The 16,061-nt window shown below is 49.6% G+C and carries 11 protein-coding genes; all 11 read right to left on the minus strand.

Annotated features, from left to right (window positions below):
* Positions 1-29: 29 nt before the first annotated feature.
* The 11 genes from L0M14_RS11200 to L0M14_RS11250 all read right to left on the minus strand — a co-directional run bounded on the left by L0M14_RS11200 (position 30) and on the right by L0M14_RS11250 (position 16,033).
* Entirely contained in the window at positions 30-356 is a 327-nt protein-coding gene (locus tag L0M14_RS11200) for a hypothetical protein (RefSeq protein ID WP_235122163.1), read from the minus strand.
* Between the two features lie 79 nt (positions 357-435).
* Positions 436-3,513 carry a glycoside hydrolase family 2 protein gene (locus tag L0M14_RS11205; protein WP_235122164.1) on the minus strand — a complete coding sequence of 1,026 codons (3,078 nt, stop codon included), beginning with the start codon at positions 3,511-3,513 and terminating at the stop codon, positions 436-438.
* A gap of 23 nt (positions 3,514-3,536) precedes the next feature.
* Entirely contained in the window at positions 3,537-3,995 is a 459-nt protein-coding gene (locus L0M14_RS11210) for a hypothetical protein (RefSeq protein WP_235122165.1), read from the minus strand.
* 8 nt (positions 3,996-4,003) lie between these two features.
* On the minus strand, positions 4,004-5,041 hold the full coding sequence (locus L0M14_RS11215; RefSeq protein WP_235122166.1) for a hypothetical protein: 1,038 nt from the start codon (positions 5,039-5,041) through the stop codon (positions 4,004-4,006).
* 146 nt (positions 5,042-5,187) lie between these two features.
* Positions 5,188-6,063 carry a sugar phosphate isomerase/epimerase family protein gene (locus tag L0M14_RS11220; protein WP_235122167.1) on the minus strand — a complete coding sequence of 292 codons (876 nt, stop codon included), beginning with the start codon at positions 6,061-6,063 and terminating at the stop codon, positions 5,188-5,190.
* Positions 6,060-6,413 (minus strand): hypothetical protein, encoded by a 354-nt coding sequence (locus tag L0M14_RS11225; RefSeq protein ID WP_235122168.1) that lies wholly within the window; start codon positions 6,411-6,413, stop codon positions 6,060-6,062. The genes L0M14_RS11220 and L0M14_RS11225 overlap by 4 nt, the downstream gene beginning before the upstream one ends.
* A 50-nt stretch (positions 6,414-6,463) precedes the next feature.
* Positions 6,464-7,153 (minus strand): Gfo/Idh/MocA family protein, encoded by a 690-nt coding sequence (locus tag L0M14_RS11230; RefSeq protein WP_235122169.1) that lies wholly within the window; start codon positions 7,151-7,153, stop codon positions 6,464-6,466.
* 3,320 nt (positions 7,154-10,473) lie between these two features.
* Entirely contained in the window at positions 10,474-10,770 is a 297-nt protein-coding gene (locus tag L0M14_RS11235) for a hypothetical protein (protein WP_235122170.1), read from the minus strand.
* Positions 10,767-13,124 (minus strand): glycoside hydrolase family 95 protein, encoded by a 2,358-nt coding sequence (locus L0M14_RS11240; protein WP_235122171.1) that lies wholly within the window; start codon positions 13,122-13,124, stop codon positions 10,767-10,769. The genes L0M14_RS11235 and L0M14_RS11240 overlap by 4 nt, the downstream gene beginning before the upstream one ends.
* 5 nt (positions 13,125-13,129) lie before the next feature.
* Entirely contained in the window at positions 13,130-14,578 is a 1,449-nt protein-coding gene (locus L0M14_RS11245) for a DUF5605 domain-containing protein (RefSeq protein ID WP_235122172.1), read from the minus strand.
* 9 nt (positions 14,579-14,587) lie between these two features.
* Complete coding sequence (locus tag L0M14_RS11250) at positions 14,588-16,033, minus strand: DUF5605 domain-containing protein (protein ID WP_235122173.1); 1,446 nt, start codon at positions 16,031-16,033, stop codon at positions 14,588-14,590.
* Positions 16,034-16,061 lie beyond the last annotated feature (28 nt).

Consider the following 16,061-nt stretch of genomic DNA (forward strand, 5'->3'; position numbering starts at 1 on the left):
CTCCTCACAAATGAATCCTTGGCCGGGACCTACTCAAGCCGGGGCACGATCCGATTCGGATCGGAAGAAGGATTATTGTTATAAATCATGTGGGGAATTGTCACCTTTTCCATGTTTCGCCTCGGCAACGGGAAAAGAAGTCCAACAGCTGCATCTGTCAATACCCGGTCTGTCCGATTTTCCCAACTCACATTCATGCGCAGGAGATGATGCTCGTCAAAAGCCAGATTCAGCGAGATATGCAGCCCCTGCATCATGCAGCTGAGCTGAATCGATCCGGATATTACGCTGATTCGCAGCTCTTGTAAGGGGTCCGTCTCGATTCGCCAAGGTCTGCCCAAAGAATAACAAAACATGTCATTCAAATCCGCCTTGAAAAAGGGGAGCTAACCCCCTCGCTTCGCAATAGGAGCTGCGTCCCTTGCGAGGTGACCGCTACTTCGGCTCGTCGTTGCTGATCACGGCTAACAATGGCGTACACGCGTCGCTCCCTCCTTTCTCACTAAGCATGGATAGTAAAAGACGGTCCAACGTTGGATTGAAGCCTACTCTTCCCGAAAGCGGCATACATACGAAGAATATTTGACCGCGCCCCAGCTTTTTCTTCCCTACCAAGGGCAGTTTTCGCTTACCGTCCTTCTCTCCCTGCGCGTGATAGGCGAACACAATGGGTTCGATACCCTCGCCATCCAAATGACAGTTGGAAATTCCGTCAATTCTATCGGTAGTCAAATTATAAAAGTACGAGAAATCATCGGACTTTACTTCTGACAGACAAGGTTCGCCTGCTTGAATGGACAGCGTATACACATTCCGTAACTTGACCGTCCGGATCTGTGAATCCTCGAGCTCCCACACTCCGTTGTCTGCATGTTTCAATATACATATTACCGTTCCGCCATTTCGCACTTTATGGAGAATGTCCGTCCGGTGTCGGGCGAATACTTCTGGAGATGAGACGACGCAAGGCGGTTCCGCCTTTGCCGCATCATGATTCACCTCTCCGGGCATATTCAAAAGCTTGCCGATCAATTCGGATTCCTTATCGAGATAGGATATCAACTGCGGCTTCCGGTTAAACGCTCTCGCAAACGCCTCGAAGGTGAAGCGTTCTGCATTCAACATGTTCCCGTTTTCATCCAGCAGACAAGCGTCCACATACAGCATCTGCCTGTCTAGCACCGCAGGAACTGAGAAGCGAATGGAACCCGCATACCCAGAAGAGGCTGCCGGAAATGTACCGGATATCTCATAATGGCCGTAATCACAAGCATCATCCCGAAGTGTTGCGACAATCCGGCATTGTTTTACTTCCTCCGCCGTATCGTTCAAGAGCCATGCTTCGATTTCCATCGATTCGCCTTCGTACACCTTCCAACGGTCGCACCGCAGGTTGACTCGCATCGGTTCCAAGCATTCCTTGTACGTGAAGTAAGCCGGTTTGGGTATGCGGTCTACACCGACAAGTGCTTTCATCCATCCGGCAGGCCATGCGTCGATTAGCAAATGAATGGCTGTAGACACTACTCGATCCGCTCTTCTGCGCCAGGCATCCGTCATTAACTTCGTTGCCAAGCTTTGATGTTTCTGACTTGCCTCGATCCATTCCGGCATCGTTTGCTGCTCAGCGAACCAGTCTCCGTGGATATTGTACGTTTGCGCGCCATGGATCGCGCTTGGCAGCCAGCGCTCCTGTTCGGATGCGGGCAGCCACTCTTTTGGATAGCGGCTTAGCATCAGCTCGGCACGGTCCAATCCTTCCGTCCCGTATTCACCGCATCCTGCCTTCCATCCCTCTCTGACGGGCGGAAGAAACCCTTTATACATTCTTCCAAGAGCAATGACATTATTCGTATACCACATGTTATAGCAATGAAAATCGGGCAGCCCTTCCCGAGTAGGGGGATTGTAGTCCCCTTCCGCGTTTTTGACTACGCGATCTGGATTTTCAATAAAAATGGCCTGCCGGGATGCTACAAAGAAAGCTTCCAGCTCGTTTCGGTGCAAATGGCGGTGCCCTTTTCGCCTCTTCTCGGTCCGGGAAGGCTCGTTAATGAGCGACACCATGACTGATGACGGGTGACTGCGGATGAGCCGCTCCATCTCCGCCGCCTGCCTGACCCCTTCGGCAAATTGATTTCGCCGGATAAATCCGAACGTTGGCAAATCGCACTGATGCATCATGCCGAGCATATCGAAATAATCGTAAATCTCTTCTTGAACCGGACGCTGCGTGATCCGATAGAAATTCATATTGGCAACCTTAGCGATCAAAATATCATCGATTAATTGGTCGAAATCGTTATTCATCACGCATTGCTGCAAATGCCCCATTTCATTGGCGCCTCTAAGGATGACCGGACGATTATTCAGATACAACGTACCTTTCGGCTGATCTTGCTCATCCATATGAAACTTTCTCATACCGAAAGTTCGATCCCGGCTATCCACGCATTCTTCCCCATTCATCATTTCGATCCGCGCGACATACAGCAAAGGCGAGTCCGGCTCCCAAAGCTCGCATGCAGGAAAATCTACTTTGTAGCGAAAATAATTGAGGCCCGGACCGGCGTAAGCCACAGTAAATGTTATAGGGCCGACACCTTGGCCGGAAAAATTTTTAGGAATAAGTTCCAGCTTTAATTGGAAGTTTTCAATGATCCGGTTCGTCGTGTTCATCGCATCGATCCATACTTCGACCAAGCTGTCGTCTATATTCGGCCGAACGAATACATCTTGAATAAACAGCTGCGAACGTTGTTCCAAATAAACCTTGTTATAAATTCCGGCACCCGGCGGACAATGATTCCAGCCGCTGTTCGGGTCGTCCCAACCAGGACCGGTCGCTGCATAGATTTTATCTCCATCCAGCTTCGAGCCGCCAACCCCCATCATCGGATAGTCGGTCTGCACCTCCACAACCAACGTATTGCGTTCCTGCAAAAATTCCGTTACGTCGAATTCAAAAGGGGCAAAAAAACCTTCATGACTGCCGATGCATTTGCGATTAAGATAAACCGTCGTTTTATAGTCGACACCTTTAAATACCAGAAATATCCGTTTGCCATGTGGAATCGAGGGATAGGTAAATTCGCTTCGATAAAACCCCGTCCACTTGCCTTGTTCCCCGGTAGGACCGCGAAAATCGGGAACCGTCACCGTTTCCCAATCCCCCGCCCCTTCCAAAACTTGCGCAAAATCAGCGTCATCAGCCGTTTGATACCGAAATTGAAAATGGCTGAACGGTTGGCAGTGCCGATTCATGGATGGAGCCGATACCCTATTTTTCAAATAGGGGCGGTACTTTTCGCGAAGCTGCTTCAGCTCCTCTTGGAACAGCGCCAGCTGCGCATCGAACGAAAGCGCTGGCACGCGTTGGGCCATTTCCGTTCCCGGTGCAAAATATTGTTTTTCGTATGTTACAGGCGGAATATCCCGCAGTTCATCTTTATTGCCGGGATGTTCGCGAAACGCTATTTCCGCAAACTGATCCAAACGTTTTGTTGGCTCCAATCACATCTCCACCTTACTCCTCGTCATACCGTCACGATTTCAAAATCTAACGTAAATCCTTCGTTGTCCTTCGGATGAATCCTCACTTCCGATGTACCGAAACGCTGCGTCCAACAGCGCTCCTTTCCCAAAAACGGTTCTATAACCTCTTTCACGGTGTTATCGAGAAAATCATGGATAACCATCCACCGACCTAGACCCATTTTCCCGTTACTTCTAAGCTTACCCGGACATTCAGTTGGAAGAAGCCACTCAGCGATCACTACAATAGCTCCTTCTTCCGCTTTTCGGATGACAGCCAATAATGTCTCACTGGAGAGTGATGAGCCGCCGACCATGATCAACTTCGGTTTTCCGATCATTTCTGCGCTGACCTTTTCGTCAAAGACCAGAACGTTATGGACCGGATAAAATAACGGATGCACCCGCTTGCCTTCATCGGTTGCAAATCCTTGTTCGAGCGGAAAACGGTCAAGTGGCACTTGCCGCTTTAATTGATGTCTCGGAAAGTCGAAGCCCGGAATATGCATACAGCTGCCGTGGGCAGGTATAGCCCCCTGCTAAGCAAATGCCAGATGTGAAACACACTTTGACTGAACGATATGTCTTGTTCATGCAGTGTCCGGTTTCCGAATAACCGTTCATTTAGACCATAATTGCTGTCATCGGAATGAATAACAACAATATCCGGGTCCGCTTGAGAATGATGCCAAGATAGCGGATTTGCAGGAATAAATGATTGAACGAAGTGCTGCCAAACTTCACCGAACTCTGTTGTCTGAAAACCAGTCGGCGTATGTGTAAGCAGGACATCGATATTTTCCACGAACAAATGCGATGGACCCATGAAATAGCCGAGCTTTAAGGCAGATTCGAACTCCTCAGGGGAGTGACCGGGAAATCCGGGAAACCTCGTAAACCAGGTCCCTGTATCCGGTCCCCACAAATCGGCACAAATCCAAAGCGCTCTTCCGTATTGTTTGGCCGCTCCTAGAGCCGTGGACAGTTGCAGCGATTGGAACGATTCCTTCATGATTTTGGGGCAAATGTCCATACCCGCACTGGCGAATGTATGGAACATCGTAGGAAACACGTGCTCCGATATCAAGGGAATGGACACACCGGGTGATGCCAAGCGATCCACCAGGCTTTTGACATGATTCGTACGCGCCAAAACCGATTGTTCCACCTTGCTTCGCGACTGCTCGATGTTCAAGCCATCCGTATCACCCCAATGGGGAAACCATCCGTCTTTACGGTACTGGCCGGCATTGATTTGCAAATGTTCCGGCTCGTCGTACAGCAGGCCTATGCACCGACCTAGTCTCGCAGTTTCAATGATTTCGTCATCCGGCACATCATACCGGTTCGTACCTTCAACCCAAGGGCCGTTGATGTTGCCGTATTCGTTGCCAAGGCAAATATCTATGCCCGCTGCGGCTATATCCGCTGCAACGTCCTTATGATCCGTTCCCGGAAGGACATGATGCACATAAAAGTCCGTTTCTAGCTCACGCAGAATCTGCACAAAGGCTTCAGGCTCCGGTTTCGGATCCTGCGACGGACAAACGCTCCCTCGTTCCGGTCCGCATCATCAGATCTGAAGCTTTACCCGCCCACGGATCCTGCCAAGCAACCACCGGGCCCTGAATGCCCAGTTTAGGTCTATGCGAGTTAAGCCCCACCTGCGTTCTTCACTCCTCTGCTTGCCTCCGTGTTATCAAAAGCATGTCGGATAATGGCCAGACAACCAGCCACGTCTTCCGGCTTCGCATGCTCGAGTATTAAGGGAACGTCCGGCAACCGCTGAGCGAGCAGCTCTGCATACACATTCCAGTCCGCTTGCCCCGCCCCGACTCTCGGTGTAGTCAATCCACCTTCTCCATATAGCGTATCTTTGGCATGTGCAATCGGAGAGATTTCGCCGATACAATCAAAGATTTTTGTCATCGCCTCCGGCTGCCGCTTTAAATCTTCTTGCGTCAAGTAGTTAAAGGGATCCATAATGAACGCCAGTCCATCGGTTCCAAGCCGCTTCAGCATCCCTGCCGCTTGCTCCGCACTGGCCATAACGTTGTTCACAAATCCTTCAACCAACAAAATAGATCCATTCTTCGCAGCCCGGTTTCGCAAACGGTCCACAATTTGCAAAAGCTGTTCCCATGCTTGTGCAGTCCGGTTACCTTCATAATCGCGCCACGCATTCGTCGGATGAAGGCTGCCTGTCTCTGTCGCCATATACCTAGTACCATATGCCGAACATAGGTCGATCATCTTTTCCAACTGCTCCAGCTTGGATTCCCCTTTTTGCAAATTCGGATTCATGAGATTCGTATATCCCGATAACCCGACTACCGAAATGCCATTCCTTTCGAAAATGGAGCGGATTTTCTCAGCTCTGACTAATGAAAAGAGCTCATCATCCATGACCTGCATCGACTGCTTGGGGTCAAGCTGCACATACACCATGCCGTGATTGCGGGCATCTTCAGCCATTGCCTCCGCGCTCCAGCCCATGTAGATATAACTCATAAATCCGAGTTTGTTCATGATACAGCGCTCCCTTTTAGAACATCCGTTCTTTCCATGACACAACCTTGCTGGCTGGAAGCGACCATGGCCGTTGTCATCGCTACTGTTTGCAAGTTATCGTCTGGAGTGACTGGCGGCAGCTTCCCTTCTTCCAATGCGGTCATGAAAGCAATCATGGACCCTGCAAAAGCGTCCGGGAACCAGGTTCCTTTCAGCTTGATCTCATGTACGACATTTTTATGTTTGTTCAGTGCCATGTAAAGGGTGTCTTGGGTACACCAGATGCTTCCTTCCGTGCCGTCAACCCACCATGTGTTGCTGTGAGAATGGCTTGCTTTGACAATATTGTTAAAATGAAGCGTTGCCATCAGCGGATTTCGGCCACCCTTTGGACCGAACTCCACGTTGGCGGAATAGATCAGCGGATCGATTGCATTTGCCCCTTTAACTGCGCTGTTGTGCAATGTACCCGTGACCATTCTTCCGGATAAGGATTAAAATAACGGCACAAATCCACATAATGTACGCCATGGTCGACGATATTGAAGTTTGCCATATTCGTCCACCACCAGCCCGCCTGATCCTGGAACGATCGCATGTAATGATGAATGCTGTAAATCTCGCCGATGAGATCCTGCTCCAGCACCGTCTTCAGTGCTTTATGTGCCGGAGCCCAGCGAGCCTGCTGGTTGACGCCGAGGATGATGCCGAGCCGTGCTGCCTCTTGACTCAGCCTTTCGGCGTGAGCCAGGTCCAGAGCCAACGGTTTTTGACATAGTACCGGCCGTGGTGCCTTTCCGATTAACTTCAGGACTTCCAGTCGCGGTTCGGGATGAATGGCCAAATCGATAACCCCTACATCCTCCCTTGCGAGCAGTTCATTTATATCAGTCGTCCAGAAAGGAATGTCGAACTTCTCCGCCGTCGCTCGTGCCGCTTCTGCGTTAACATCACAGCAAGCCGCGATATGCAGACCATACTTGCGATAGGCAGGCAAATGCGCCGAATTCGCTATACTGCCACACCCGATGAGGCCGATTCCGTATTGTTTCACATCCGCTATACCCTTCTTATTGGGCAAATAATGTTCAGGTCTAATGAATTCCATAGTCCCACCTCTTTATTTCTTACATTACACGAGGATGAAAAAACATTTATAGGGTGTTTGTGCTTTTTTGTAGGGATGATTCAACCACGTTGACGATTAACGAAAAAGCCTGTCAAAAGTCAGCATGAGTCCCAGCAGATAACCTGTAGCCGCAATATCTTGCTAAACCCATGCATGTTGCCTGCGACTAAAGAAATGGCTTATCACTGTTAGAAGTGGATTCGAGCGGGCAACTCATTGGCTCGCCAATGAAATTTGATGTAGCGATTGGGAGCATGGTTGCTTGGCTTGTGATATGATGTTGCTTATCAGAGTAAGGTTGATTTTCAATGCCATTTGATGTTGTGAATGAGAACATGGTTGCTTTTCATTGCAAATTGATGTTGTTAATGGGAGTATGGTTGGTTGGTTGGTTGGTTGGTTGGTTTGCGATATGATGTTGCGTAATAGAGCATGCTTGTTTTATGAAATGATGTTGCGGAATAGAGCAAGGTTGTTATTCAATGCAATTCGATGTTAGCATAAGGGCATGGTTGCTTGAGCATGTAACTAGATGAAGCGTATGAGTGTATGGCTGTTTGTCGATGCAATTTGAAGTTTCTTAACAGAGCATGGTTGCTTTTCAATCCATTTTGATGTTGCGAGTAAGAGCATGGTTGGTTGACTTGTGATATGATGTTGTGTAATAGGGCATCATTGTTATTCATTGCCATTTGATGATTGCATGAGAGCATGGTTGTTTGACCATGTAACTAGATGAAGCGTATGAGTGTATGGCTGTTTGCCGATGCAGTTTAATGTTTCTTAACAGAACATGGTTGCTCTTCAATCCAATTTGATGTTTCGAGTGAGAAGATGGTTGATTGACTTGTGATATGATGTTGCGGTATAGGGCATGGTTGTTTTTCATTGCCATTTGATGCTGCTAAAGCACGGTTGCTTTTCAATGCCATTTGATGCTGCGATAAGTAGCTGGGTAGTTTGTTAAAAAATACTTTAGACGGTTGTGAAGCACACGCCGCTCCACAGTTTCAGGGTGATCCTGACTGGGGGCGGTTTTATTTTTTAAGGGGGATTAACATGAATTTTGAAAATGTCTATGATGCTTATATCGATCAACACACCAAATTGCGACGAGGGAGGCACGGAGGCGCTTAACGGAGGGACACGGTCATGCAGAAAAAATATTTTTATCGAGAGTATGGTGGCCCGCCTTTTCAAATTTTGAAAATCTAATTCCAGAATATGAAATCCAGGATTTTCGTGACGGCACACGCTTTATTGATTTTGCCTTTATCCATGGACATGTCCGTTTAGCCATCGAAATCGACGGTTATGGTCCGCATTTGCAGAACATTACACGCTCGCAATTTTCGGATCAATGGCTTCGGCAAAATCATTTGCTCCTTGATGGTTGGAAATTACTGCGCTTCTCCTTCGATGATGTAAAGGACAAACCACGAATGTGCCAACAGATGATTCATCAATTCATGGGAAAATGGTTCGGAAACCGTCAGTGCCAATGGTTTGACAGCTGTACATTTGAAGAAAAAGAGATTATCCGTTTGGCGTTCCGCTGCAACAGATCTATTAAACCTGCTGACGTTTGCGAAGTGTTACAGATAGAACAACAAAAGGCACGCCGTCTACTACATGGCTTGCTCTCAAAGGGCATCTTCGTACCTAGTGGACGAGGAACACGAAGAATATATGTTTATCAGTTATCTCCTTCGTTATCTAAGGAGCTAGTTGACATATAGTGCGACCACTTGATTGCCATCTACAACGATGTTTTTCAACGTTGTAGAGCTCTCTCAGGCGCGGGCTCTCACGCAACGATGCTGATCATCGTTGCAGTGCCCACTACGCGCCGAGTCGCGGAAGTTCCACTCTACAACGATGTTTTTCAACGTTGTAGAGCTCTCTCGGGCGCGGGCCTCTCACGCAACGATGCTGATCATCGTTGCAGCTGCCCACTACGCGCCGAGTCGCGGAAGTTCCACTCTACAACGATGTTTTACAGCGTTGTTGAGCTCTCTCAGGCGCGGGCTCTCACGCAACGATGCTGATCATCGTTGCAGCTGCCCACTACGCGCCGAGTCGCGGAAGCTCCACCCTACAACGATGTTTTACAGCGTTGTAGATGAACATCTGGCGCGGGCTCTCACGCAACGATGCAGATCATCGTTGCAAGTGCCCACTTCTCGCTGAGAAGCGGAAGCTCCACTCAACAACGATGTTTTACGGCGTTGTAGAGGAACATCTGGCGCGGGGCTCTCACGCAACGATGCTCAGCATCGTTGCAGTTGCCCACTACGCGCCGAGTCGCGGAAGTTCCACTCTACAACGATGTTTTTCAACGTTGTAGAGCTCTCTCGGGCGCGGGGCCTCTCACGCAACGATGCAGATCATCGTTGCAAGTGCCCACTACGCGCCGAGTCGCGGAAGTTCCACTCTACAACGATGTTTTACAGCGTTGTTGAGCTCTCTCAGGCACGGGGCTCTCACGCAACGATGCTGATCATCGTTGCAGCTGCCCACTACGCGCTGAGAAGCGGAAGCTCCCATCTACAACGATGTTTTACAGCGTTGTTGAGCACTCCCCAGGAGCGGGCCTCTCACGTAACGATGCTGATCATCGTTGCAGCTGCCCACTACGCGCCGAGTCGCGGAAGCTCCACCCTACAACGATGTTTTACAGCGTTGTTGAGCTCTCACTGGCGCGGGGCTCTCACGCAACGATGCATATCATCGTTGCAGCTGCCCACTACGCGCCGAGTCGCGGAAGCTCCACCCTACAACGATGTTTTACAGCGTTGTTGAGCTCTCTCAGGCGCGGGTCTCTCACGCAACGATGCTGATCATCGTTGCAAGTGCCCACTACGCGCCGAGTCGCGGAAGTTCCACTCTACAACGATGTTTTTCAACGTTGTAGAGCTCTCTCGGGCGCTGGGCCTCTCACGCAACGATGCAGATCATCGTTGCAAGTGCCCACTACGCGCCGAGTCGCGGAAGTTCCACTCTACAACGATGTTTTACAGCGTTGTTGAGCTCTCTCAGGCGCGGGGCTCTCACGCAACGATGCTGATCATCGTTGCAGCTGCCCACTACGCGCTAAGAAGCGGAAGTTCCCATCTACAACGATGTTTTACAGCGTTGTTGAGCTCTCTCAGGCGCGGGCCTCTCACGCAACGATGCTGATCATCGTTGCAGCAAACTGCGCATGCAGCGGAATGCACTAGCCGCTGGAAAACTGCACAACGAAAAGGCCACACGAGGCAAACTTCCAACCGCCTTCGTGCAGCCTTTATGTCTATCATTCACACAATGGAAGGACTGTGTGAATGTATCCCAGCTCGCGGCGCGCGTTTCTGCACGACACGTCTGTGCTTTGTCCCAAGCATACTCCTCAAATCTTCGTTGCCAGTTTCACCCGCTTGCTCTCGCTCAAGCACACTGCTCAAATGTTCGTTGCCAGTTTCACCTGCTTGCTCTCGCCCAAGCACACTGCTCAAATGTTCGCTGCCAGTTTCACCTGCTTGCTCTCGCCCAAGCAAACTCCTCAAATGTTCGCTGCCTGTTTCACCCGCTTGCTCTCGCCCAAGCATACTGCTCAAATGTTCGTTGCCAGTTTCACCTGTTTGCTCTCCGGCATCTTACTAGCCGTGAGCACGTAAGTTTTGCCTGCTTCTGCGTTGAATCGGATCGAGTCGGTCAGCGCTTCGACCTTCACGGGCACGCCGTCCGATTCAACAATCAGCGGCATCCCATCGCGCCGATAGACAACCGTACACGCTTGATTCTGTTTGGCTCGAATGAAGCATCGGGTCAGTTTGCCTTCGTCCCAGGCCAGATCAAGCTCGTAGCCGCCTCTAGCTCGTAACCCGCTGACTGATCCTTTCGCCCATACGCTCGGAAGCGCAGGTAGCAGGTTGATTTCCCCGCGCTGAGATTGCAGGAGCATTTCGGCAATCCCTGCGGTTCCGCCAAAATTGCCGTCAATCTGAAACGGCGGATGATTGTCGAACATATTCGGTAATGTGGAATGAGACAGCAGCATCCGCAGATGTTCATACGAATTGTCTCCATCCTCTAAACGTGCAAAGAAATTAATGATCCACGCCCGGCTCCAGCCCGTATGGCCGCTTCCGGCCTCGAGTCTGCGCTTCAACGTACGTTTGGCCGCTTGCGCCCATTCAGGTGTGTGACGCACATGAATGATTTCACCAGGATGCAGGGCGAACAAGTGAGAAATATGACGATGGCCCGGATGCACTTCTTCCCAGTCTCGAACCCATTCTTGCAGCTGCCCATGCTTCCCGATTTGCGGCTGCGGCAGCTTGCGCAATACCCGTTCCCATTCGCTGCGCGTCGCTTCATCTGTTTGCAGGATGCCGGATGCCTCGATGCAAGCGCGGAACAAGGTATAGATGATCTGTGTGTCCATGGATGGACCGATCGTTAAGCATCCTACGCTGCCATCAAATCCGATAAATTTGTTCTCAGGAGAGGTGGAAGGTCCGGTAATAAGGCGTCCATTTTCGTCTTCAAACAAATAATCCAGGAAAAACTCGGCCGCTTCCTTCATGATCGGATACGCTCTTTCGCGAAGAAAGCTTTCGTCTAACCCATACCGGTAATGCTCCCATAGATGCAAAGTTAACCAGGCTGCGCCCATCGGCCAAATCGAACCCGGCATAAAATTGCCTTCAATCTGGGTAGCCCCCCACATATCGGTATTATGATGAGCGACAAAGCCCCTGCAGCCATATACCGTTTGTGCCGTTTTTCTGCCATTCACGCGCATGCGGTCTATTAAATCGAACAATGGCTCATGGCATTCGGACAAATTACATACTTCCGCGTGCCAATAGTTCATCTCCGTGTTGATATTAATCGTATATTTACACTCCCAGGGCGGAGTAAAGCTTTCATTCCAGATCCCTTGCAAATTTGCAGGGTTTGAACCTGGACGGGAAGAGGCCATCAGCAGGTATCTGCCATATTGGAAATACAATGCGATGAGGCCGGGGTCGGTTCCTCCTTCTTTGAATCGAAGTAAACGTGCATCGGTTGGAAGTGTATCAGCCTCCCTCGCATCATCAGGCTGCCCAAGCTCCAGCTTCACACGCCCCATTTTGGCCGTATGGTCCGCTATATGGTCTTGTTTCACCTTTTCATACCCTTTGCTCGCCGCTTGCTCCAGCTGCTTTATACATGCAACTTTCGGGTCTGAGTGGCGGAAAGATGTAGCAGCTGCGATATAAATCGTCACCGCTTCTGCCTGCACAATGAGGAAGTCTCCGACTGCATCGACCGATCCACCATCAGGAACCGCTTTCACTGCAGCACAATAGGTGACTCCGCCTCTTCCGTTTTCACCGCTCATTACCAATGTATCATCGGCAATTCTTTGAGTTCCCTCGTCAAACGGTCTGCGGCTCAAATGCATGCGAAGATTCAATTTTCCCGGACGATCGCATCGGATCCGGACCGCTATGACTTGATCGACCGCACTGCTGAACAGTTCCCTCGAATGCGGAATATCGTTGAGACAGTAGCCGACCTTTGCTATCCCTTGCTCAATGTCCAGCTCCCTGTAGTAATTCGAAATCATTTTCTTTTCGCCATCATGATAAATTTGAAAATCTCCGAGCGGTTGATAAGGATGGAGTGATTTAGGTACCGACATCATCCCCATTTGAGCAAGTTCTTCAGCTTCAATTTGTTTGCCCTTCATCAAAAGCTGCCGAACCATAGGGAAATATTGCTGTCCCTCCGGATTATCCCCTCGAACCGGTCCTCCGTACCAAACCGAGTCCTCATTCAATTGGAGCCTTTCATTATTCACCTTGCCGAATATCATAGCGCCTAGCCGCCCGTTGCCGATCGGCAGAGCCTCCGTCCAGGATCTTGCCGGTTTTTCATACCATAATTTATTAGTTTGGGCCGAGTTCCGTTGGTGTTTCATCAGCATCACTCCTTGATTTGTTGGATTCGTAATGCAAAATAAAGCTTACCAGGCAAATCGATTCGAAAACGTCCTTCAAATGTTTGTTGAAGCGAGGTGATCTCCATATTCCAAGTATCGATGATATCCACGCTGTAGCGCCCTTCCGGGAGTACAAAATCTCGATATGCGAATCGGTGTGGACCGAAATACTGCAAATAATACCGGCCGCGCACAGACAAAGTCGCAGCATCGTAGCTGTCGCTCGTATAGAGCAGATCATCGGGGGCATCTTCCAGAATCGCCTTCAGAAATTCGATTCTCTGAACACTTTTTCCATAAAGATCTCCGCCATGCGACCACCAAAGCGTCTGTTCAGGGTTCCAATACGTTTCCCCATGAGTAACATAACCGCCCCGGCATGTGCCCTCCCAGATACGACAAAGCAACTCTTCAGGGGTCAAGCTACCCCATCTCGTATCCAAATTGCCCTCATAACCGCACTCGTCAATAATTGCCGGCTTTCCGTATTGTTTCGTGCACTCGGAAACCACTTTCACATCGGATTGCTGGATGCTTGCATGCGTGATCCAGGGCAAGCCGAAATCATACCATGCTTTGCAGTTATGGATAGAGCGCAGATGCCTGCCATAGTCACATTCCTGCACAATCCGAAAAAGGCGGTTCCAATCGTCTTGTTGCTTATGTTTCATCAAATCGTATTCATTGGCGAGCGACCACCATACATTTCGGTAAGCGGCAAGCCGGGCAACGACATAACGGATATATCGTTCATCCTCTTCCGGAGACATTCGGTCAAAACCCCATCGGCCTTCGTCATACGGATGAAACAGGATGAGGTCTGCTTCCAGACCTAAATCAGCCAAATCCTTGACACATTTCTCCAAATGATCAAAATATCCAGTATGAAACCGCGTTAAATCAAATCCCGTTGACGGTGAGCCTTCATAAGGATACCTCTCAGGTTCAGCCTCATTAAACAGGTAAGACTTAGGAAACACACACATGCGAATTTTATTGAATGGCGACTGGCTGAGTGTCCGCAGCGTCTGTTTTTGCAGCTCTTCGTTTTGCAAATGCCAGACGTAACAGGTTGTGCCGATCGGCGTGTAACGCGTTCCATCTGCATATTGAAAATGGGAGGCATCCTTAACCCTTACAGGACCGTGATTTCCGACAGAAGGCGAGGTGCACGCAAACTCCCTTGACAACCGATCCATTTCCGCACAGTTACTTGTCGTCTCGAAGGTCCATATCCCTTCTTCAAACGGCATGAATCGGATGCAATACTTGCCTTCTCCAGCATAAAAACCGTCGGCTTCAGCTTCGTTCAAACCATTTTTGAACCGTGCGCTGAGCTGAATGTCCATGTATGGATTTCCGCTAGAGGGACCATCCAGTGTTAATTCAAAAATGCCCCATCGTTCAACGACGTTTGCAAAGTTCAGCTTCATCTCCTCCTTTCAATTCACGTTGCCAATCATAGAGATGCGCAAAGCTATGTAGGGTTTTCCTGGAAGATCAACTTTGATTGTCCCGCTAAATGTACCTTCGATTTGCTTAATCGTCATTTCCCATGTATCGATGATCTCTATACGGTAGAGTGCGTCCTTCCTCAGCTCCACATGCTTGTAGGCATGCTGATGTCGTCCAAAGTATAGCAGCATATAGGATCCTTCCTGCCGTGCCGCCATCCAGTCCTCAGGACCTTCTTCCATCACTTTTCGCAGGAAAGCGATTCTCTCCGTACTTTCTCCGTACAATTTCCCTCCCGAAGAGATCCAGGCCCTCGTCTCCTTATTGATAAACGACTCCCCATGCCCTACGAAGCCGCCTCTCGACAGCCCTTCCCAAAACCGATGAGTCAATTCCTCTCCGGAAATATTCCCCCATCGCCTGGAGCTGTTACCTTCGTATGAAATCTCATCGATGACGATCGGTTTCGCAACCGCTTCGCGCCACTCCGTCGTCAGCTCCGCTTCCCAGTGCTGAATGCTTTGGTGGGTAATCCACGGCTTACTAAAATCATACAAGTTGGACGATTTGTACATTTTAGTGCCGTTGTGAATGGAGCGCAGATGCTGGTAGGGATCTTGACCTTGGGTCAATTGAAGCAGCCGGTCCCAATCCGCGACAGTCTTATACGAGTTAAAATCATATTCATTGCAAAGCGACCACCATACGTTTCGAAATGAGGCAAGACGTGCGATCACATAGCGTAAATAAAAAGCATCGCTTTCCGCATCCATGTTATCAACGCCCCAATATCCCTTGTCATAGGGATGAAACAGTACAAGATCGGCTTCTATACCAAGCTGCATCAGATCTTTTATGCGTGATTCCAAATGAGTGAAAAAAGCTGGATTAAACTTTGTTTTGTCTATATCCTCCGGACAAGTCCCTGCGAAGACCAAATTTAGCGGAGGCCGCATATCCCTTGTGGGGAGCAGACACATTCTCACTTTATTAAACGGAGAGTCCTTAAGCGTTTGCAGCGTAAGCTCCTCTAGTTCTTCATTGCCGTGATGTGTCCAATGGTAGCAAGTCGTACCGAACGGCATATAGGGGGTTCCATCCTCGTAGGCGAATAAATAGGAATGCTTTACCCGAACGGGACCATGGTTCCCCTCTGCGGCCTGAATACAAACGAATTCTCCATCATGCCCATCAAGTTCACTGATATTGCTGCGAGTCACATATCGCCAAACGCCAGGCCTGTCAGGCATGAACCTGATTCGATATATGCCGTTGCCGTCATAAAATCCATCCGGCTCGACGATCAAATTTTTGTATTGGAACTGTGCGGACAACCGAACCTCTTGAAACGGATTCCCCGCAGAGGGACCGTCGAGCGTCAGCTCGAACTGTCCCCATTGTTCTACTTCCTGCCCGTTAAATCGCTTCACCATCCCTACATGCCCCTTTCTTATGTATGAA

The organism is Paenibacillus hexagrammi (assembly GCF_021513275.1).
GTDB lineage: Bacteria > Bacillota > Bacilli > Paenibacillales > NBRC-103111 > Paenibacillus_E > Paenibacillus_E hexagrammi.

Excerpts from the sequence above, each read along its gene's own strand:
- L0M14_RS11200 (WP_235122163.1), bottom strand. The coding sequence starts at position 356 with ATGTTTTGTTATTCTTTGGGCAGACCTTGGCGAATCGAGACGGACCCC.
- L0M14_RS11220 (WP_235122167.1), bottom strand. The coding sequence starts at position 6,063 with ATGAACAAACTCGGATTTATGAGTTATATCTACATGGGCTGGAGCGCG.
- L0M14_RS11225 (WP_235122168.1), bottom strand. The coding sequence starts at position 6,413 with ATGGCAACGCTTCATTTTAACAATATTGTCAAAGCAAGCCATTCTCAC.
- L0M14_RS11230 (WP_235122169.1), bottom strand. The coding sequence starts at position 7,153 with ATGGAATTCATTAGACCTGAACATTATTTGCCCAATAAGAAGGGTATA.
- L0M14_RS11240 (WP_235122171.1), bottom strand. The coding sequence starts at position 13,124 with ATGAAACACCAACGGAACTCGGCCCAAACTAATAAATTATGGTATGAA.
- L0M14_RS11245 (WP_235122172.1), bottom strand. The coding sequence starts at position 14,578 with ATGAAGCTGAACTTTGCAAACGTCGTTGAACGATGGGGCATTTTTGAA.
- L0M14_RS11250 (WP_235122173.1), bottom strand. The coding sequence starts at position 16,033 with ATGGTGAAGCGATTTAACGGGCAGGAAGTAGAACAATGGGGACAGTTC.